This is a genomic window from Kitasatospora sp. NPDC058190, from assembly GCF_042883685.1.
Lineage (GTDB): Bacteria > Actinomycetota > Actinomycetes > Streptomycetales > Streptomycetaceae > Kitasatospora.
Window position 1 is genome coordinate 1 of record NZ_JBHVVI010000005.1, and the last position, 19,167, is coordinate 19,167.

The window sequence follows — 19,167 nt, forward strand, 5'->3', positions numbered from 1 at the left end:
GCCCCGAGCGCCAAGGCGAGCGGGCGAGTCCCGCCCCGAGCCAAAGGGCCGCGCCGGTGCCGAAAGGGAGAAGCGACCAGCGAGGCACGAGCGCCGGAGCGCCGACCGTCGGCATCGGGTCGGAGCGGCCCGGAGGCGAGCGGGCGAGTCAACAGCCGGGTTCGCTGGTCAGGCCGGGGGGCGGCCCCCGGTGAGCACCCAGCGGACGTCGACGAAGCCCGGCTGCTGCAGGGTCATCCGGCCGTTCTTGACCACCTGGTAGGTGACCCAGGTGTTCACCAGCCGCGGCGACTCGGTGCTGGGCAGCATGTTGGTGGTGCCCCAGTTCAGCGGCGGGGTGAGGCCCACGTCGATGCCCTCGCCGCTGTCCAGCAGCGCGGTGATCGACTTCGCGGTGACCGGCTTGCCGGCCGCCGACAGCTTCTCGGACACCGACCGGAACACCTCGTAGGCGACCCAGGTGGTCTGCACGCCGGGGTCGGAGACGTCGATGGGCCGCCCGCCGGTGGTGTCGGAGCGCACCACCCCGCGCAGCCCGTCCCAGACCTTGGCCGACTCCGGCGGGTACCAGCTGGTGACGAACGCGCCGGACAGCGGGCCGGAGTCGCCGCCGGTGGAGTCGACCACCGACTGCTGGACGCTGCCGATCACCGAGGCGATCCGGGTGTTCTTCGGGTTCTGCCGCCGGTAGGAGTCCAGCAGGTTGCCGGTCGGCTCGGCGGCCAGGGCGCTGGTGATGCAGTTGCCCGGCTCGTCCCTGCCGATCGCCTTGCGGACCCACTGGCTGTAGTCCGAGGACTGCTCGGGCGTCTTGACGTCCAGCAGCTTGATCCCGGCCGGCTTGAGCGCGTTGCCCAGGTAGCCGAGCAGGTTGTCACCGGCCGGGGTGTCCGGGCGGACCAGCGAGACGGCCTTGCAGCCGGCGTCGACCAGCTGGCGGCCGCTGCCGGCGATCAGCGCGGGCATCCCGCCGTCCACCGGGTAGGACAGTGGGCTGGAGAACTCGGGCTGGGAGAGGCCGTACCCGCCGATCAGCGGGATGCCGGCGCGCTCCAGCACCGGCATGAAGGCGTCGCCCCACTGGCTGTAGGAGCCGATCACGGCGACCGCCTTGGCGTCCACCGCCTGCTGGGCGCAGGCCTTGGCGCCGTCCGCCCGGTTGTGCTCGTTGCAGGTGATCACGTGCAGCCGGTGGCCGTTTAACCCGCCCTTGATGTTGACGTCCTGGCCGATCGCCTCGGCGAGCGCGGTCATGCCGGGCCGGTCCGCCGAGCCGGTGTCGGACGGGGCCCAGGTCATCACGGTCAACTCGTCGGCACTGCTGGAGGCGTCCGCCGATCCGCCGCACGCGGAGGCCGAGAAGAGAGTGGGGAGCAGCACCGCGGCGGTCACCGCGGCGGCGATCGGGCGCCGACGGCGACGTCGGGCGATCGGGGGACGGGCCCGGAACGAGTCCCTTCGGCTGGTCATCGGTCTTCCCTCTCTGGGCGCCATCCGGCGCACCGGAACCAGCCAAGCCCCGGAGCCACAAGCCGAGAGGGCCGAAATGCGAACGTTCGGCAAACGGGAGCTGAAATCCGAAGAGGTACGCGTGTAGATCGCGAGTGGAGCACGAACAGACGGGGAACGTACGATCGTTCACCATGTCCGCCAGCACAGATTCTTCGCACAGGTCTGCCCGAAACCCTTCTCGTCCGGGCCACCGCTCCAGCACGATGGGCGGCATGCCCCTCAACGACCTGCCCTGGTGGCGCTGGCGAGCGCGACTGCGCTCGGCGCTGCACATGCTGTCCGACCCCGGCTTCCAGCAGGAGACCTGGCTGGCCGGCCGCGAGGGGTACGGGGACGTGACCGACGCCGTCTACCGGCTGGTCGAGGACACCTGGCTGGACCGCTGGTCGGCCGAGAAGTACGTGGGCACGATGTTCCGCGACTCCGCCGAGGCCGCCCTGGTCGACGTCGCGGTGCTGCGCGCGGTGCAGATGCTGCACGAGGTCGGCGCGGACGCCCCGGCCTCCGCCTACCTCGGCCACCCCGGCTGGCCGGAGACCGTCCGGGCCGCCCGGGAGGCGCACGTCGCGCTGGCCGTCGGCGACGGGGACGACCCGGACGCGGCGCCCAAGTCGCTGGACGTGCTGCGCATCCTCACCCAGGTCTGAGGCCGTCCGTCGGGCAGCGCCGTCCCGCAGTTCGGGCAGCGGGGCGGCGACTGTCCAGGATGTGACACGCTGGACCATTCACCCACGTACGACATCAGGACGGGATATCCCCAGTGGAACAGCAGCCGGTCAGCGCCCAGTACGTCCTCACGCTGTCCTGCCCCGACAAGCAGGGCATCGTCCACGCTGTCTCCAGCTACCTCTTCATGACCGGCTGCAACATCATCGACAGCCAGCAGTTCGGGAACGGGGACAGCGGCCTGTTCTTCATGCGGGTGCACTTCTCCGCCCCCGAGCCGGTCACCGCCGACAAGCTGCGGGCCAGCTTCGCCGCGATCGGCGCCTCCTTCGGGATGGACTGGCAGATCCACCCGACCGAGCAGCGGATGCGGATCATCCTGATGGTCAGCAAGTTCGGGCACTGCCTGAACGACCTGCTCTACCGCACCCGGATCGGCGCGCTGCCGGTGGAGATCGCCGCGGTGGTCTCCAACCACACCGACCTGCGGGACCTGACCGAGAGCTACGGCATCCCGTTCCACCACATCCCGGTCACCAGGGACACCAAGGCCGAGGCCGAGCAGCAGCTGCTGGACCTGGTCGCCAAGGAGGACGTCGAACTGGTCGTGCTGGCCCGCTACATGCAGGTGCTCTCCGACCAGCTGTGCACCGAGCTGTCCGGCCGGGTGATCAACATCCACCACTCCTTCCTGCCGAGCTTCAAGGGCGCCAAGCCGTACCACCAGGCGCACGCCCGCGGCGTGAAGCTGATCGGCGCCACCGCGCACTACGTCACCGCCGACCTCGACGAGGGCCCGATCATCGAGCAGGAGGTGGCCCGGGTCACCCACGACGTCAGCCCGGACCAGCTGGTCGCGCTCGGCCGGGACGTCGAGTGCCAGGCGCTGGCCCGCGCGGTCAAGTGGCACAGCGAGCACCGGGTGCTGCTGGACGGCACCCGTACGGTCGTCTTCGCGTAGTCCCGGCTACGGCCGCGAGAGCAGCGGCAGCGCGTGCAGCACCTCGCGCACCGCGGCCCGGTCGCCGTGCTCGCCCACCGGCAGCCGGTCCGGATCGCGGTGCGCGGCGGCCAACTGGCACAGCTCCAGGCCGTCCAGCACCATCGAGGCCACCGGCTCCCCGCCGGGCGGCCCGGCCTCCGGACCGTCCAGCGGCACCAGCCACTCGCCGGCCGCCGGACCGTCCACCACCAGCCGCAGCCGTCGGCCGCCCACCGCGCCGTCGGTCGTCGGGCTCCCGGCCGGCGCACCCGGCCTCCCGGCGTGCTCGGGGCGCGCCGCGCGCAGCCCGGCCAGCGCCCGGGGGAGCAGCCGGACCACCAGCTCCACCATCTGCCGCAGGTGCTGCGGGGCCGGCGGGTCGTACGGGTAGGCGACCGCGCGGGCCACGTCCTCGCCGTGCACGTAGCACTCCAGGGCACGGTCCACGAAGGCGTCGCGCAGCGGCAGCACCGCGAAGCCGAGGTCGACCGGGGCGCTGCCCTGCGGGGCGAGCGCGGCACCGCGCACCAGGTCGTGGGTCTGCCGCCGCCACCTGGAGCGCACCGACTGCGGCGGCAGGCCGGACTGGTCGGCGAGCAGCCGTGCGGCGCGCGCGGTGAGCGCGGTGTACGGGCCGCCCTGCGGCGGGACCCGCGGCGCCGGGACGGCCGTCTCCTGCGGCGGCACCCGGCGCTCGGCGGGCGGGACGGGCGCAGCCGCGGTGGCCGGCACCGGGTCGGGCAGGCCGAGCGCGAGCGCCAGCACGCCGTCCACGGCGGTCAGCCGGCCCAGCACCTCGGCCGGGCGCAGCCGCTCGGTGCCGCCGTGCCACGGCAGTTCGGCCACCTCCTGCCACTCCTCCGGGCCGAGGTCGCGCAGCAGCGCGTCGAGCTTGGCGGTCTCCGCGGTGTACGGCATCCCCCAGGCGGGGACGGGGAGTTCGGCCGGGCGGCGGGCCAGGCACCAGTCCAGCACCTGCTGGCGCAGTGAGCCCGGCTGGTCCAGCGGCTCGTCCAGGGAGAGCCAGCCGGCCGCGTCGCGCAGCCGGGCCGCCTCCCGGGCGCACTCCGGGCAGTCGCGCAGGTGCTGCTCCAACTCGGCGGCCTCGCGCGGCGGGCAGGCACCGAGGGCCCAGGCGCCGAGCAGCGAGCGCTGGGCGTCGTGCTGCTCCTCGCTCATGCCCCCACCTCGCTGCGCTCGGCGGTCGCTTCGCGAGACGGGCACCTTTTGATGGTTCGCTCGCTCCGCTCGCTCACGTCACCTGTTCCCGTCCTCGTCCTGGCGGGCGCGCTCGTCGGCCAGTTCGGTGGCCAGCAGCTCCAGGCCGAGCCGCATCCGCTGCTTGGCGGCCTGCTCGCCGATGCCGAGCATCCGGGCCGTCTCCTGGTAGGTGCGCCCGTCGTAGTACGTCACCGCGATGGTCTCACGCAGGGGTTGCGGCAGGGAGTCGACCACGTACTGCACGCGTGCGGCGGTGGCCACGGCGCGGATCTCCTCCTCGGCCGCGCCGGAGCCGCCGCCCCCGGTCCACTCGGCGGCGCGCCGCGCCCGCAGCCGCTCGACCGCGCGGCGGTGGGTGAGCGCGCCGAGCCAGGAGCGCAGCGAGCCCTGGGCGGGGTCGAAGTCCTCGGGGTGTTCCCAGACGTGGGCGAATATCTCCCGGGTGAGCTGGGCGGCGGCCGCCTGGTCGGCGAGTACCCGCCCGGCCAGGCCGTGCACCATCGGCGCGAGCTGGTCGTAGAGTTCGCCGAGCGCGGTCTCCTCGCCGCGGGCGAGGCGCCGCTGCAACTGCTCGTCCCAGCGCGGAGTGCGGTCAGGGGTGGCCATCGGGAACCACCCTCCTGCCCGGTTCGCTGGCGTTACCCAACGGTATCCCGTGGCCGGTTCGTGGCGGGAGGGAATCCGGCAACGTCCGGTGGATCGTCACATGGTGGGACGGTCCGCTCGTGGGACGGTCCGCCGACGGCGCCGTTCGAGATCAGCTGGACATATGTCGCACGGGTGGTTCGCGAGTGGCGGGCGGGGTGCGGGGGGTGTCCGGCGGTAGGTTCCCGCCTGGAGGACCGGCAGGCCGGCCCGGGTCGGACGAGTGCCGGTGCGAGGCTCGCGAGAGTGAACGGGACAGTATGCACTGCCCTGTCCCCCGATCGCCGGAATATGCCCGAAGCGCTTGCTGCGGTCCGCCCGCCCACCCATCCTGAGGCGTATTCGTGTCGCGGCCGGTGCGCGACCGACGAGTTGGCGCGGACGAGTCGGTGCCGGGCGGACGGGGCGGCGAGCGCCCGGGTGAGCCTCGGGTGGCACCGGGCGATGTGCGAGGGCCGCAGGCCGATCCGGCCCGATCGGGACGATGGCCGAACTGCGAGTGCGGGTGGTGGAGCGGTGCAGGTTCTTCAGGTACAGCTTGCGGTGCAGGCGGACCCCGCCGAGGTCGGCCGGGCCCGTCGGTGGGTGCGCTCGCGGCTGCTGAACCACGGCGTGGACCCGGACGAGCCGATCGCCGAGACGGTGGTGCTGGTGGTCTCGGAGCTGGTGACCAACGCCGTGGTGCACACCGGCTGTCCGGCCGTGCTGAGACTCTGTCTGCCGCTGGCCGACGACGCGGCGCAGGACGGTCCGGCCGGCCCGCTACGGGTGGAGGTGGCCGACGCGAGTCAGGCCGCCCCGGCCCCGCGGCACGCCGGGGCGGACGAGGACGCCACCAACGGGCGGGGCCTGGAACTGGTCGAGCTGCTCTGCGAGCGCTGGGGCTGGTACCCGGACGGCTCGGGCAAGCGGGTCTGGTGCGAGATCGGCGCGGACGCCCGCCCGGCCGATCCGCTGGAGGGCGCGGACTGGGCGGCTTTGGCGCAATAGCGGCTTTCGGTGCGGTCCCCGGCCGGTGCCGATCACCGGCCGAAAGGTGACGCAACCATTCCGAATTTCGGACTACCCATTGACGTGACGTATCCGACTGATCACGCTTGGGTGCGGCTCTCCGTTGCGAGGGGACGCCGAGGGGATGTCCGTCCGCCGCCACGGTGCTGCTGTTCAGGGGGATCGCGCCAGCAGGGGGGACCGTGGACCGCCGGTCGCGGGCCTTTCCTCGGCGAGTGCGGAGGCCGCGGCGCGGGTTCAGGGCCCGCGCGTCGCGATCGGATGGCGGCCTGCCACGCTGCGCTCGGGGTGCGCGCGGTCGGCCGCCGTCCGTGGCGCCCTCCGGGAACGGCGAATTCAGGCCAGCCGCCAGTCTTCTCCCAGGCTTCACTCAGGATGCGCGCCGCACCTCCGGTCCCGCCTCGGCCGGGATGGTCCGGAAGGTGCGCCGGTAGGTGCTCGGGGCCACGTCCAGGCGGCCGCGCAGCTGCAGCCGCAGCGAGGCGGCGGTGCCGAATCCGGACTCCCGGGCGACCTGGTCGATCGTCAGGTCGGTGCGCTCCAGCAGCTGACGGGCCCGCTCGGTGCGCTGGGTGGTGATCCACTGGCCGGGGCTGGCGCCGGTCTCCTCGCGGAAGCGCCGGGTGAAGGTCCGTACGCTCATGCCCGCCCGGTCGGCGAGTTGGCGCAGCGGCAGCGGCTCGTCCAGGTGCTCCAGCACCCAGGCGCGGACGGCGGTGGTGCTGAAGCCGCCGGTCTCCACCGGGCTCGGGGCCTCCACGTACTGCTTCTGGCCGCCGTCGCGCCACGGCGGCACCAGGCAGGCCCGGGCCACCGCGTTGGCCACCGCGCTGCCGTGGTCGCGGCGCACCACGTGCAGGCACAGGTCCACCCCGGCGGCCACCCCGCCGGAGGTGAGGAGGTCGCCGTCGTCGGTGTAGAGCACGTCCGGGTCGAGCCTCACCTGCGGGTACATCCGGGCGAAGCGGTCGGTGTAGCTCCAGTGGGTGGTCGCCGGACGGCCGTCCAGCAGGCCGGCGGCGGCCAGCAGGAACGAGCCGGTGCAGATCGACATCAGCCGGGTGCCGGGCCGGATCCGGCGCAGCGCGGCGGCCAGTTCGGGGGTGAGGGCGGCGTCGACGCCGTCCGGGCCGGCGTCGTGGGAGGCCGGGATCACCACCGTGTCGGCCCGCTCCAGCAGTTCGGGGCCGTGGTCGACCGCGATCCGGAAGTCCGTGCTGGTGCCGACCGGCCCGCCGTCCACCGTGCAGGTGGCCACCTGGTAGTACGGCCGCCCCTCGCCGTCCCTGGCGGTGCCGAAGATCCGGGCGGGGATGCCGAGTTCGAAGGCGATCACGCCCTCCAGCGCCAGTACCGCGACCAGGTGCGCCATGCCGTTTCCTTCCGCCGGTCGATGGGTCCGGGCCAGGGTACGCCGGACCGGTGGCCCGATTCTTGCGAAAGCTGTCATTCAGGCCACTCGTTCGGGAACCGGAGGCTCGGGAAACTCTTCCGCGTGACCGAACGCAGCGCCCTCGCCCCCACTCCCGCCGCCGCATCCGATCCCGACCGGCCCACCCCCGCCCAGCGCCCCCGGGTGCACTACGCCTGGGTGGTGGCCGGCGTCGCCCTGCTCGTCCTGCTCGGCTCGGCGGGCTTCCGCTCCACGCCCAGCCTGATGATGGACGCCCTGCACAACGAGTTCGGGTGGTCGCTCGGGACGATCTCCAGCGCCACCTCCGTCAACCTCACCCTGTACGGCCTCACGGCTCCCTTCGCCGCCGCCCTGATGGACCGTTTCGGCGTGCGCCTGGTGGTGGTCTGCGCCCTGCTGACCATCTCGGTCGGCGCCGGACTCACCATGCTGATGCGCCAGCCCTGGCAACTGGTGCTCTGCTGGGGCGTGCTGGTCGGCCTCGGCAGCGGCTCGATGGCCGGAGCCTTCGCCACCACCATCACCGGCCGCTGGTTCCAGGCCCGCCAGGGCCTGGTCACCGGGGTGCTCACCGCCGCCGGCGCCGCGGGCAACCTGGTCTTCCTGCCGGTCGGCGCCTGGCTGGTCGAGCGGCACGGCTGGCGCGCGGCCGTGGTCGTGGTCTCGCTCGCCGCCTGCGCCGTCGCCGTGCCCGTCCTGCTGCTGATGCGCGAGCGGCCCGCCGACATCGGCCTGCTCCCGTACGGCGCGACCGAGGCCCCGCCCGCCCCCGTCAACGACGGCCGCGCGCTGGCCCGTTCGCTGAGGGTGCTGCGCGACGCCGCCCGGACCCGGCCGTTCTGGCTGCTGGCCGGCTCCTTCGCGATCTGCGGCGCCACCACCGCAGGACTGGTCGGCACCCACTTCATCCCGGCCGCGCACGACCACGGCATGCCGGTCACCACCGCCGCGAGCCTGCTCGCCCTGATCGGCCTGTTCGACGTGGCCGGCACCGTGTTCAGCGGCTGGCTCACCGACCGGGTCGACTCCCGGCTGCTGCTCACCGTCTACTACGGGCTGCGCGGCCTGTCCCTGCTCCTGCTGCCGCAGCTGCTCGCCGGCTCGCTCCAGCCGCCGATCCTCGCCTTCGTGGTCTTCTACGGCCTGGACTGGGTGGCCACCGTGCCGCCGACCGTCGCGCTGTGCCGCCGGCACTTCGGCGAGGACGCCCCGATCGTCTTCGGCTGGGTGCTCGCCGCCCACCAGATCGGCGCGGCCGTCGTCGCCGGGCTGGCCGGCCTGGCCCGCGACGCGCTCGGGAACTACGACCTCACCTGGTACGGCGCCGGCGCGCTGTGCGCGATCGCGGTCGGGCTCTGCCTGGCGCTGCGCACCGGGCGGCCGACGGAGCGGGCGGTGCCGGCCCTGTCGTAAGGGGCCGGTCCGCGGCGGCGTGTCCGCGGCGGTCCGTTCGCCGCGGCTCGTTCCCGGAAGCCTGTTCGCTGGTGTGTTCGAGTGGAGGTCTAGGCTCCGCATCATGGCGCTCACCTTCACCCTGGACCCGAAGCTCGACCCCGACCTGCGCACCGCCGTGGTGCGGCTGTGGACGGACGTGACCAACGCCGGCGGCGCGGTCGGCTTCGTGGCGCCGGTCACCGAGGACGAGGTCTGGGACACCGCCGAACGCCAGTTCGCCGGGGTCGCCCCGGAGGGCCCCGACCGGCTGCTGGTCGCGCACGAGAGCGCGACCGGGCGGCTGGTCGGGGTGCTGTTCTTCGCGTCGATGCGCTTCGAGCTGATGGAGCACTGGCGGATGCTCAAGCGGGTCATGGTGCATCCCGACTTCCAGGGCCTCGGCCACGGTGCCCGGCTGCTCGCCGAGGCCGAGCGGGTCGCCCGGGAGTGGGGCCTGCAGTCGCTGCGGCTGACCGCGCGCGGCGGCCAGGGGTTGGAGGGTTTCTACGGCCGCAGCGGCTACCGCGAGGTCGGCCGGGTGCCGGCCGCGATCCGGGTCGCCCCCGGCGACGACCGCGACGACATCACCATGTGGCTCGATCTGCGCTGACCCGGCCCCGGGCGGGGCGCGACGGCCGTGGACGGCGGACCCGCCCTCCTTGCCCGCCTTCGGGCGGGAGGGGCCCAGCCTTGCCCGCCTTCGGGCAGGAGGGGCCCAGCCCGCGCCGGCCGTCAGGCATGCTTGACTGGAAGACCCGCCCCGGCCCGAACCCAGAAGGATGTGTCCCAGTGAGCAGCAACGGCCCGCAGAAGTCGCACGCCACGCTCCGCTACACCTCCATGCGGGTCAGCATCTTCCTGGGCTGCCTGCTGGTGGCCCTGCTGCTCGGGCACTTCCAGATCATCCCGGTCAGCGGGCAGGCCGGGACGATCTTCCTGTTCCTGCTGGCCGCGGTGGCCTCCGCGCCGCTGAGCTACGTGCTGCTGAGCAAGCAGCGCGACGAGATGTCCACCCAGATCACCACCAAGGTCGCCGGGATGCGCAGCCGTACCGCCGAGCGGATCGCCGTGCAGAACGCCGAGGAGGACGCCGCGGACGAGGCCGCCCGCGCGGCCGCCGCCGGCAAGAACTGACCCCCGCCCTGAGACCGCCGTCCGCCGTGCCCGCCGATCCCCGCGCCGCCGCCGACCGGCCCGCTGACGCCGATCGGCCTGACGCCGATCGGCCCGCCGGGAGTGGGAGCGGGACCTGGCCGGCCCCCGTGCGCCGACCCACCGGGCGGGACGTGGCCCGGCTCGCCGGGGTCTCGCAGGCCACCGTCTCACTGGTCTTCTCCGGAGCGGAGGCCGGCCGCCGGGTCTCCGAGGCCACCCGGGCGCGGGTCCGGGAGGCCGCCCGCAGCCTCGGCTACCGCCCGCAGGCGGCCGGCCGCCAGCTGCGGCTGGGCCGCAGCGGGATGATCATGCTGGCCGTGCCCAATCTGCAGGGGCCGTTCTTCGGCCGGGTGCTGGAGGGCGTCCACCACGAGGCCGGCCGGCACGGCCTGGCGGTCGTGGTCAGCTCCGGCTGGGGCAGCGCCACCCTCGCCGAGGCCGCCACCGCCGGCCGCTTCGACGGCCTGCTGATCTGCTCCCCGGACGACAGCCAGCTCGGCGAGCTGCCCGCCGACACCCCCGCCGTCTTCCTGGACGCCGACCCCGGTACCGACCGGGCGCGCCCGACCGTGGAGCTCGACGTGGCCGGCGGGATGCGCGCGGCCGTGGAGCACCTGGCCGCCCTCGGCCACCGCCGGATCGGTCACCTGCGCTCCACCCACGCCGCGTACACCTTCCGGGTCCGGCAGGCCGCCTTCGAGCAGGCGGTGCGCGAACTGGGGCTGGACGTCGTGGAGTTGGGCGTGAGCCTGAACGAGGGGTATGCCGCCGCGCGGAGCGTGGCCGGTGAGCTGCTGGAGCGGGCGGACCGTCCGCGCGCGGTGATCTGCGACGACGACGTGGTCGCCTCCGGGGTCTACCAGGCCGCCGCCGAGCGGGGGTTGCGGGTGCCGGACGACCTGTCCGTGGTCGGCATGGACAACGTCGCGGTCTCCGGACTGCTCGCCCCGCCGCTGACCACCGTCGACCTGCCCGGCGAGGAACTGGGCCGGGTGGGCGCGGCCGCGCTGGCCGGACTGCTGCGCGGGGAGCGGGCGGAGCCGGTCGCGCCGCTGGCCACCTCGCTGGTGCTGCGTTCCTCGACCGCCCCCGTGCCCGCCGCGTCCTGACGCGACGTCGGGGCCCTGGTCGTACCGGGCCGATCGGGTACGCCTGCGGCGAAAGGACTGCGCCCGCCGGCCAGACCCCGGCGGGCGCAGTCGTTCGTGGGGTGGGTCAGCCCACCGGGACGGGCTGCGGGGGTGCGGCGACCGGGGTGGTGCGGAACCAGCCCCGGGCGCCGAAGAGCAGCAGGCCGCCGAGGGCGATGCCGCCGGCCGCGCAGAGGGCCACGGAGCGGAGGGAGTCTTCGGCGAGGTGGCCGGAGACGGCGTAGCCGAGTGAGTTGCCGGTGGCGAAGAGGGTCACCAGCCAGGCGAAGGCCTCGGTCACGGTGCCGGTCGGTGCCAGTTCGGCGACCAGGACGAAGGCGGCCGCGAGCAGCGGGGCGAGCACGATCCCGGAGAGGAAGGCCAGGGCGGCCATCGGGTACGGGCCGGGCAGTGTCACCAGCGGGAGGTAGGAGGCGGCCATCGCGAGGGCCATCATCCAGGTGCGGGTCGCGGTGGTCCGGCGCCAGTCGATCACGCCGTAGGCGAGCGCGCCGAGCAGGCCGCCGAGGGCGGCCAGTGCCAGCAGGGTGCCGCCGCCGCCCGGCAGTTCGCCGGTGTGCTGTTCGGCGTAGGCGATGAAGAGCACGTTCTGCGCGCCGACCGCCCAGCCGGCGCCGGCCAGGCCGATCAGCAGCAGGACCAGGCCGGGGGAGCGGAGCGGTCCGAGCAGTCCGGCGGACTGTTCGCGGGCGGGGGCGCGCCAGGCGCGGGCCGGTGCGGCGGTGGCGACGATCAGCGCGCCGGCCAGTCCGAGTCCGGCGGCGACCCAGAGTGCGGCGACTGGGCTGAACAGGCCGGCGATGCCGGCGACGGCCAGCGGTCCGGCCACGTAGAGGATCTGCTGGGAGGCGGAGTCGAAGGCGTACGCGGTGTCGAGCTGTTCCTCCTCGACCACGTCCGGCCAGAGCGAGCGCAGGCAGGGCTCCAGCGGGGGCATGGCGAGGCCGGCTATGGCGGCGCCGAGGGGCGCGGCGACCGGGGAGCCGGGGTCGAGGGCGAGCAGCGCGTACCCGCCGCCGGCCACCACGGCGGAGGCGAGCAGGACGCGGGGCTGTCCGGTGCGGTCCACGATCCGCCCGAGCACCGGTCCGCCGACGGCGGCGGAGATCGCGTAGGCGGCGGTGGCCAGGCCGATCCGGCTGTACGGGACTCCGGCGTCGCGCAGGGCGAGGGCGATCACCAGGGCGGTCATTCCGGCGGGCATGCGGCCGAGCAGGGTGCCGAGCAGGAGTCGGGTGACGTGCGGGGCTCGAAGCAGGGCGAGGTAGCCCATCGGTGCTCTTCTCCGGTCAGGGCAGGGGAGGGCGGGGACGCTGTCAAAGTTATACGTATAACTGCCGTGCGGTCAATCCGGCCGGAGGGTGCGCCTGATGGGGTGTCAGCGTCGTTCGTGTCCGGAGCTCGTCCTCGCGGCATGTCGAGGGGTGGCCCGATCTCAAACAACTACTTTGAACATCTCAAACCTTTACTGCTAACGTGTCGACCGTGACCACCTCAGACGCACTGCGGATGCACGGCCCGGGCCCGCTGCCCGGCGCCGCCCGCCCGTGCGCTCTGACCGGTGCTGTGGACAGCCCGCGCCGTTGTCGCGCCATGAGCTGTATTCCGGCGGCACGCCCCTGAACGGGGTCCGTGACCTCCTCACATCCGGCCCCGTGTCGTGCCGCCTCCTCCGCCCCACACCCCACCGTCAGCAACGCCCTCCCCCGGAGCCGCACCCCCATGTCCACAGCGCCCGAGGCGACCTCGTCGCCGTCCGTGCTCGCCCGCATCCGCAAGACACCGTTCTGGGTGCAGATCGTCGCCGGCCTCGTGCTCGGCGTCGGCCTCGGCTACCTGGCCCGTGCCGCCGACATCTCCTGGCTGGCCACCACCCTGGAGACGATCGGCAAGATCTTCGTCCAGCTGCTCAAGCTGGCCGTCCCGCCGCTGGTGTTCACCGCGATCGTGGTGAGCGTCGCCAACCTGCGGGGCGTCACCAACGCGGCCCGGCTGGCCACCCGCACGCTGCTCTGGTTCATGATCACCTCGCTGATCGCGGTCGCCATCGGCCTGGGCCTGGGCCTGCTGACCAACCCCGGCCAGGGCACCAACCTGAAGACCGAGGGCCTCAAGGCGCTCGACTCCAAGGGCACCTGGGTCGACTTCCTGACCGGGATCTTCCCGACCAACATCGTCGACGCCTTCGCCAAGGTGAACGTGCTGCAGATCGTCTTCATGGCGGTCGTGGTCGGCGCCGCGATCATCAAGCTCGGCGCCAAGGCGGAGCCGGTCCTCAAGCTCAGCGAGTCCGTGCTGGAGCTGACCCAGACCGCCCTGTGGTGGGTCATCCGGCTCTCGCCGCTCGGCACCCTCGGCCTGATCGGCAAGTCCGTCGCCAAGTACGGCTGGGACCTGCTCAAGCCCTTCGCCACGCTGACCCTGGACATCTACGTCGGCTGCGCGCTGGTGCTGTTCGTCGTCTACTCGCTGCTGCTGCGCTTCGCCGCCGGCCTCAACCCGCTGCACTTCTTCAAGGGCGCCTGGCCCGCGATCCAGCTGGCCTTCGTCTCGCGCTCCTCGGTCGGCACCCTGCCGGTCACCCGCCGCGTCACCGAGCGCCTCGGCGTCCCCGGCGAGTACGCCTCCTTCGCCGTCCCGTTCGGCGCCACCACCAAGATGGACGGCTGCGCCGCGATCTACCCGGCGGTCGCCGCGATCTTCGTCGCCCAGGTCTACAACATCGAGCTCGGCATCAAGGACTACGTCCTGATCGCCTTCGTCTCGGTGGTCGGCTCGGCCGCGACCGCGGGCCTCACCGGTGCGATCGTCATGCTGACGCTGACCCTGTCCACCCTGGGCCTGCCGCTGGAGGGCGTCGGCCTGCTGCTCGCCATCGACCCGATCCTGGACATGATGCGCACCGCGACGAACGTCGCCGGGCAGGCGCTGGTGCCGGTGCTGGTCGCGGCGCGGGAGAAGATCCTGGACACCGACGCGTACAACAACCCCTCCGGTGACCTGTACGGGGAGGACGCGCCGTCGGCCGCCGCCCCGGCGCAGGCCGGCGCGAAGGCTCCGGTCGCGGCCTGACCGCAGTCGTACGAAAAGGGCCTGCCCCCGCACCGGAAGGTGTGGGGGCAGGCCCTTCGCCGTGCTCTCCCGGCGGGGGAGGGTGCGGGGAAAAGGCAGGGGGCCCGCCGCGATGGGCAGGCCCCCTTGGGTGTTGCTCTTGTGCTCATGGTGACGGCTGTCGGGAGCCGCCGGCGGACCCGTAGGGGTCCCGAGCGATCAGAACATCAGAGGATGCTCAGACAGCGGTGACGTTCTCTGCCTGCGGACCCTTCGGGCCCTGGGTGACGTCGAAGGTGACCGTCTGGTTCTCCTCCAGCGAACGGAAGCCGTTCGCGTTGATGGCGGAGTAGTGGACGAAGACGTCGGGGCCGCCGCCATCCTGGGCGATGAAACCGAAGCCCTTCTCAGCGTTGAACCACTTGACGGTTCCCTGAGCCATGCCGTTCTCCTTGCGATGCGTGTCGGGGGCCACACCGTGTGGCACCCGGTCCGCTGCGCTGATCGCCCTGCCTCCGGACGAGTCCGAAGTTTTTCGATATTGCTGAAAAACTACAAAAAGCCCGCGGTTACATGCTCCGCAGGCTTCAAGTACTGCAAGGGGAATCAAACTGCAACTGAGGGCAACGCTAGCATGCGGTCGCTGTGACGACCAGGGGTCGCTTGCGGTGCGGACGGGGCGTGTCGTGAGGGCTGCGAGCGGGCGCGCGAAGGCCTGTTGAGGGCGCGAGTGCGCGTGTCGGGTGGCCGGTGCGAACCGTCGTGAACAGCGGGCATACGCTGCGGGGAAGCGCACGAACAGCAAGGGAGCGGCGCAGTGGCAGCGGACGCGCAAACGCGGGAGCCCCAGGAGAACACGCCGGTCAGGCCGCGGGTCGGCCATATTCAGTTCCTGAACTGCGTTCCCCTCTACTGGGGTCTCGCCAGGACCGGCAATCTGCTCGATCTCGACCTCACCAAGGACACCCCGGAGAAGCTGAGCGACCAGCTCGTCGGGGGTTCCCTGGACATCGGGCCGATCACCTGCGTGGAGTACCTGCGCAACGCCGCCGACCTGCTGGTCCTGCCCGACATCGCGGTCGGCAGCGACGGCCCGGTGATGTCCTGCCTGATCGTGAGCAAGGTGCCGCTCGCCGACCTCGACGGCCGCCGGGTCGCCCTCGGCTCCACCAGCCGCACCTCCGTCCGGCTGGCCCGGCTGCTCCTGGAGGAGCGCGAGGGCGTCCGCCCGGACTACTTCAGCTGCCCGCCCGACCTCAGCGCGATGCTGGCCGAGGCCGACGCCGCCGTCCTGATCGGCGACCCGGCGCTGCGTGCCTACCTCGGGCAGGCCGCCGACCTCGGGCTGACCGTCCACGACCTGGGCGCGATGTGGAAGGAGTGGACCGGCCTGCCGTTCGTCTTCGCGGTCTGGGCGGTGCGCCGGGAGTTCGCCGAGCGCTGCCCCGAGCTGACCGCGGCCGTCCACCGGGCCTTCCTGGAGTCCCGCGACCTGTCGTTGGTGGAGGCCGCCAAGGTCGCCGAGCAGGCCGCCCGCTGGGAGGCCTTCGGACCGGACGTGCTGGAGCGGTACTTCAGCGAGGCGCTGGACTTCTCGCTCGGCGAGCGGCAGTTGGCCGGGGTCGCCGAGTTCGCCCGGCGGGTCGCGCACGACAGCGGCTTCACGCCGGACGTGGCGGTGGAGCTGCTGGAGCCGGTGGCACTGCCGGTCGGGCAGTAGCTCCCCGGGCCCCGGGAGCCGGGCCGAGAGAGACGGGCCCCGGAGAGGAGCCCCGGAGACGGGCCGACCCCCGGGGGTCGGCCCGGCCCGGTACGGTCTGCTCCCGAGGCGCGTCCGGCGGGTGGCCCCGCGGGAGGCGCCCCGGAAGCGGCGTACGCGGCCGGGCACCCGCCCGGGGCCGTGCGTGCGAGTGCGAGGGGAGCGTGCGGGGCATGCGGGCACTGGGGTCGGACGACCCGCGCCAGGTGGGCGCCTACCGGCTGCTGCGGCGGCTCGGTTCGGGCGGGATGGGCCGGGTCTACCTCGGTCGGACGGCCGGCGGGCGGACCGTGGCCGTCAAGGTGGTGCGCTCGGAGCTGGCGGACGACGCCGAGTTCCGCGCCCGGTTCCGGCAGGAGGTGGCCGCCGCCCGGCGGGTCGGCGGCAGCTGGACGGCGCCCGTGCTGGACGCCGACACCGAGGGCGAGCAGCCCTGGGTCGCCACCGGCTACGTGGCGGGCCCCGCGCTCACCGTCGCCGTCCAGGAGTACGGGCCGCTGCCCGAGCCGGCCGTCCGCGCGCTCGGGGTCGGGCTCGCCGAGGCGCTCGTCCACGTGCACGGGCTCGGCCTGGTGCACCGCGATGTCAAACCGTCCAACGTCCTGCTGACCCTGGACGGGCCGCGGCTGATCGACTTCGGGATCGCCCGGGCGCTGGACGCGACCAGCGGGTTCACCCGATCGGGTTATGTGGTCGGCTCGCCGGGCTTCATGGCGCCGGAGCAGGCGAACGGGCGGCCGGTCGGACCGGCCGGGGACGTCTTCTCGCTGGGCGCCGTCCTGGCCTTCGCCGCCACCGGCGTGCACCCCTTCGGCGAGGGGGTCAGCGCCGCCGTCCTGCTCTACCGGGTGCTGCACGAGGAGCCGGACGTCGCCGGGCTGGCCGAGCCGCTGCGGGCGATCGTGCTCGACTGCCTGGCCAAGGACCCGGCCGCGCGGCCCACCCCGCAGCAGCTGGCCGCCCGGCTGGACCCGGACGGGGTGGGCACCGCCCGGCTCTGGGGCTTCCTGCCGCCGGCGCTGGCGGCGGGGGTGGGGCGCAGCGCGGTGCGGCTGCTGGACCTGGAGGGCGAGCCGGAGGAGCCGACGGAAGCGGCCGCGGCCGCACCGGAGGCGGCCGGGGACGAGGACCGGGCCGAGGTGCTGCCGACTCCGACCCTCCCCCCGTGGGTCCACCCGCCCGGGGGATTCGGGCCGGCCGTGACGCCCGCCAAGCCGTGGTGGCGGCGACGGGTCGGGCTCGCGACGGTGGCGGTGCTGACGGCCGCGGTGCTCGGGGGCGTGGGGTACGGGCTGTACGAGGGGCTGCACCGCGACGACCCGGTGGTGCCGGCCGTGGGGCCGCTGCCGGTTCCGTCCGTCGATCCGAGCGACGCGATCGCCTCGCCGGGGGCCTTCGTGCCGGGCGGGACGGACACCCCGTCGGCGTCCCCGTCGACGGCGCCGTCCGCCTCCGCGTCGTCCCCGGCGCCCGCGACGGGCGGGCCGAACGCGGTGCCGGCCGCCTTCCTGGGCACCTGGAGCGGGGACATGGTCACCGACAAGGGCCTGCCCGGCGGCACCACCACGCTCACCGTCCGCCCGGCCGCGATCGGCCAGGAGAGCACCAGCAGCCGCAACGCCCTCTCCGGGCTGATCTCGATCAGCTGCGAGGGCGCCTGGACGCTCAGGTCGGTCTCCGACACCAAGCTGGTGTTCCAGTCCCGGCTGGTGCACTCCTCGATCCCCGGCGCCTGCACCGGCGGCGCCGACGCGGAGACGCTCACCCTGCAGGCCGACGGGACGATCAGGTTCAGCTCCGCCGACCCGGCGGCCGGCAACCCGGTCGGGACGATGCGCAAGGTGAACGGGGCGGCGGGCTGAGGGTGCCCGAAACGCCTGGCGTAGGCTGGTTCGGCCGTACCCGAGTAGCACTTGAGAAGAGAGAAGGCCGCCAGGTGACCGAGCTCGCAGCGACCACCCTCGATGCGTCCAGCACCGACCTGCAGGCCGTGCTCGACCGGGCCGCCGCCGGCGGCCGGATCACTCCGGAGGAGGCGCTGGAGCTGTACCGCTCGGCGCCGCTGCACGCGCTCGGCTCCGCCGCCGACGCGGTGCGCCGCCGCCGCTACGCCGGTACCGAGCACATCGCGACGTACATCATCGAGCGCAACATCAACTACACCAACGTCTGCGTGACGGCGTGCAAGTTCTGCGCCTTCTACGTGCCGCCGAAGAGCGACAAGGGCTGGTCCCGCGAGCTCGACGAGATCCTGCGCCGCTGCGCCGAGACGGTCGAGCTGGGCGGCACCCAGATCATGTTCCAGGGCGGCCACCACCCGGACTACGGCGTGGAGTACTACGAGCGCGCGTTCTCGGCGATCAAGGCGGAGTTCCCGCAGCTGGTGATCCACTCGCTGGGCGCCTCCGAGGTCGAGCACATGTCCCGGATCTCGGGCGTCTCCGTCGAGGAGGCGATCACCCGGATCCACAAGGCCGGCCTGGACTCCTTCGCGGGCGCCGGCGCCGAGCTGCTGCCGGAGCGGCCGCGCAAGGCGATCGCCCCGCTGAAGGAGTCGGGCGAGCGCTGGCTGGAGATCATGGAGATCGCCCACGGCCTCGGCGTGGAGTCCACCTCCACCATGCTGATGGGCACCGGCGAGACCAACGCCGAGCGGATCGAGCACCTGCGGATGATCCGCGAGGTGCAGGACCGCACCGGCGGGTTCCGGGCGTTCATCCCGTACACCTACCAGCCGCAGAACAACCACCTGAAGGGCTCGACCCAGGCCACCGTCTTCGAGTACCTGCGGATGATCGCGATCGCCCGCCTGTTCCTCGACAACGTCGCCCACATCCAGGGCTCCTGGCTCACCACCGGCAAGGAGGCGGGCCAGCTGTCGCTGCACTACGGCGCGGACGACCTCGGCTCGGTCATGCTGGAGGAGAACGTCGTCTCGGCGGCCGGTGCCAAGCACCGCTCCAACCTCACCGAGCTGATCCACCTGATCCGGGCCGCCGACCGCGTCCCGGCGCAGCGCTCGACCACGTACGAGCACCTGCGGGTGCTGGACGACCCGGCGAACGACCCGGTCGACCCGCGGGTCGCCTCGCACATCGCCTCCACGGCGATCGAGGGCGGCACCGCGCACCCCGAGCTGAAGATCCTGGACAACTGAGCCCGCACC

17 protein-coding genes are annotated in these 19,167 nt (G+C 73.4%); 11 read left to right on the plus strand and 6 right to left on the minus strand.

Translation table 11 applies throughout. The features are described 5' to 3' along the window. Window positions 1–168 precede the first annotated feature (168 nt). Window positions 169–1,470, minus strand: a complete 1,302-nt coding sequence (locus ACFVWU_RS03255; protein ID WP_387614841.1) for an ABC transporter substrate-binding protein — start codon at window positions 1,468–1,470, stop codon at window positions 169–171. Between the two features lie 173 nt (window positions 1,471–1,643). Here ACFVWU_RS03255 and ACFVWU_RS03260 point away from each other — a divergent pair, with 173 nt between their 5' ends. Continuing rightward, entirely contained in the window at window positions 1,644–2,159 is a 516-nt protein-coding gene (locus ACFVWU_RS03260) for a hypothetical protein (protein ID WP_387614844.1), read from the plus strand. Window positions 2,160–2,272: 113 nt separating this feature from the next. Further along, window positions 2,273–3,139, plus strand: a complete 867-nt coding sequence (gene purU / locus ACFVWU_RS03265) for a formyltetrahydrofolate deformylase (protein WP_387614847.1) — start codon at window positions 2,273–2,275, stop codon at window positions 3,137–3,139. 6 nt (window positions 3,140–3,145) lie between these two features. Here purU and ACFVWU_RS03270 read toward each other — a convergent pair whose 3' ends face one another. Beyond that, window positions 3,146–4,339 carry a zf-HC2 domain-containing protein gene (locus ACFVWU_RS03270; protein WP_387614850.1) on the minus strand — a complete coding sequence of 398 codons (1,194 nt, stop codon included), beginning with the start codon at window positions 4,337–4,339 and terminating at the stop codon, window positions 3,146–3,148. A 78-nt stretch (window positions 4,340–4,417) separates the two neighbouring features. Beyond that, window positions 4,418–4,987 carry a sigma-70 family RNA polymerase sigma factor gene (locus ACFVWU_RS03275; protein ID WP_387614852.1) on the minus strand — a complete coding sequence of 190 codons (570 nt, stop codon included), beginning with the start codon at window positions 4,985–4,987 and terminating at the stop codon, window positions 4,418–4,420. Between the two features lie 555 nt (window positions 4,988–5,542). On the opposite strand from ACFVWU_RS03275, the gene ACFVWU_RS03280 reads away from it, so the two are divergent. After that, window positions 5,543–6,016, plus strand: a complete 474-nt coding sequence (locus tag ACFVWU_RS03280) for an ATP-binding protein (RefSeq protein WP_387614855.1) — start codon at window positions 5,543–5,545, stop codon at window positions 6,014–6,016. 391 nt (window positions 6,017–6,407) lie between these two features. On the opposite strand, the gene ACFVWU_RS03285 is transcribed toward ACFVWU_RS03280, so the two are convergent. Beyond that, entirely contained in the window at window positions 6,408–7,409 is a 1,002-nt protein-coding gene (locus ACFVWU_RS03285; RefSeq protein ID WP_387614858.1) for a GlxA family transcriptional regulator, read from the minus strand. A 123-nt stretch (window positions 7,410–7,532) separates the two neighbouring features. Between ACFVWU_RS03285 and ACFVWU_RS03290 the strand changes: the two genes are divergently transcribed. From ACFVWU_RS03290 to ACFVWU_RS03305, 4 genes are all read left to right on the plus strand, one after another. Then, window positions 7,533–8,864, plus strand: coding sequence for an MFS transporter (locus ACFVWU_RS03290; RefSeq protein WP_387614861.1), 1,332 nt, complete (start codon window positions 7,533–7,535; stop codon window positions 8,862–8,864). Between the two features lie 103 nt (window positions 8,865–8,967). Beyond that, a complete protein-coding gene (locus tag ACFVWU_RS03295) occupies window positions 8,968–9,495 on the plus strand; it encodes a GNAT family N-acetyltransferase (protein ID WP_387614864.1) in 528 nt (175 codons plus the stop codon). A gap of 179 nt (window positions 9,496–9,674) precedes the next feature. Continuing rightward, window positions 9,675–10,019: a DUF4229 domain-containing protein gene (locus ACFVWU_RS03300; RefSeq protein WP_387614867.1), complete on the plus strand. Its 345-nt coding sequence runs from the start codon at window positions 9,675–9,677 to the stop codon at window positions 10,017–10,019. A gap of 128 nt (window positions 10,020–10,147) precedes the next feature. Next, entirely contained in the window at window positions 10,148–11,149 is a 1,002-nt protein-coding gene (locus ACFVWU_RS03305; protein WP_387614870.1) for a LacI family DNA-binding transcriptional regulator, read from the plus strand. 106 nt (window positions 11,150–11,255) lie between these two features. On the opposite strand, the gene ACFVWU_RS03310 is transcribed toward ACFVWU_RS03305, so the two are convergent. Beyond that, window positions 11,256–12,464, minus strand: coding sequence for an MFS transporter (locus ACFVWU_RS03310; RefSeq protein WP_387614873.1), 1,209 nt, complete (start codon window positions 12,462–12,464; stop codon window positions 11,256–11,258). A gap of 449 nt (window positions 12,465–12,913) precedes the next feature. Between ACFVWU_RS03310 and ACFVWU_RS03315 the strand changes: the two genes are divergently transcribed. Further along, window positions 12,914–14,263 (plus strand): dicarboxylate/amino acid:cation symporter, encoded by a 1,350-nt coding sequence (locus tag ACFVWU_RS03315; protein WP_387614876.1) that lies wholly within the window; start codon window positions 12,914–12,916, stop codon window positions 14,261–14,263. Between the two features lie 217 nt (window positions 14,264–14,480). Here ACFVWU_RS03315 and ACFVWU_RS03320 read toward each other — a convergent pair whose 3' ends face one another. Beyond that, entirely contained in the window at window positions 14,481–14,684 is a 204-nt protein-coding gene (locus tag ACFVWU_RS03320; protein ID WP_188301247.1) for a cold-shock protein, read from the minus strand. 375 nt (window positions 14,685–15,059) lie between these two features. On the opposite strand from ACFVWU_RS03320, the gene ACFVWU_RS03325 reads away from it, so the two are divergent. The 3 genes from ACFVWU_RS03325 to mqnC all read left to right on the plus strand — a co-directional run bounded on the left by ACFVWU_RS03325 (window position 15,060) and on the right by mqnC (window position 19,158). Beyond that, window positions 15,060–15,962: a menaquinone biosynthetic enzyme MqnA/MqnD family protein gene (locus ACFVWU_RS03325; protein WP_387614879.1), complete on the plus strand. Its 903-nt coding sequence runs from the start codon at window positions 15,060–15,062 to the stop codon at window positions 15,960–15,962. Between the two features lie 212 nt (window positions 15,963–16,174). Beyond that, entirely contained in the window at window positions 16,175–17,863 is a 1,689-nt protein-coding gene (locus ACFVWU_RS03330) for a serine/threonine-protein kinase (RefSeq protein WP_387614882.1), read from the plus strand. A gap of 74 nt (window positions 17,864–17,937) precedes the next feature. Beyond that, a complete protein-coding gene (gene mqnC, locus ACFVWU_RS03335; RefSeq protein WP_380611238.1) occupies window positions 17,938–19,158 on the plus strand; it encodes a cyclic dehypoxanthinyl futalosine synthase in 1,221 nt (406 codons plus the stop codon). Window positions 19,159–19,167 lie beyond the last annotated feature (9 nt).

Coding starts and splice junctions, on each gene's coding strand:
- ACFVWU_RS03260 (WP_387614844.1), top strand. CDS start 1,644: ATGTCCGCCAGCACAGATTCTTCGCACAGGTCTGCCCGAAACCCTTCT.
- ACFVWU_RS03310 (WP_387614873.1), bottom strand. CDS start 12,464: ATGGGCTACCTCGCCCTGCTTCGAGCCCCGCACGTCACCCGACTCCTG.
- ACFVWU_RS03275 (WP_387614852.1), bottom strand. CDS start 4,987: ATGGCCACCCCTGACCGCACTCCGCGCTGGGACGAGCAGTTGCAGCGG.
- ACFVWU_RS03315 (WP_387614876.1), top strand. CDS start 12,914: ATGTCCACAGCGCCCGAGGCGACCTCGTCGCCGTCCGTGCTCGCCCGC.
- ACFVWU_RS03255 (WP_387614841.1), bottom strand. CDS start 1,470: ATGACCAGCCGAAGGGACTCGTTCCGGGCCCGTCCCCCGATCGCCCGA.
- ACFVWU_RS03320 (WP_188301247.1), bottom strand. CDS start 14,684: ATGGCTCAGGGAACCGTCAAGTGGTTCAACGCTGAGAAGGGCTTCGGT.
- ACFVWU_RS03270 (WP_387614850.1), bottom strand. CDS start 4,339: ATGAGCGAGGAGCAGCACGACGCCCAGCGCTCGCTGCTCGGCGCCTGG.
- ACFVWU_RS03330 (WP_387614882.1), top strand. CDS start 16,175: ATGCGGGCACTGGGGTCGGACGACCCGCGCCAGGTGGGCGCCTACCGG.
- ACFVWU_RS03285 (WP_387614858.1), bottom strand. CDS start 7,409: ATGGCGCACCTGGTCGCGGTACTGGCGCTGGAGGGCGTGATCGCCTTC.
- ACFVWU_RS03295 (WP_387614864.1), top strand. CDS start 8,968: ATGGCGCTCACCTTCACCCTGGACCCGAAGCTCGACCCCGACCTGCGC.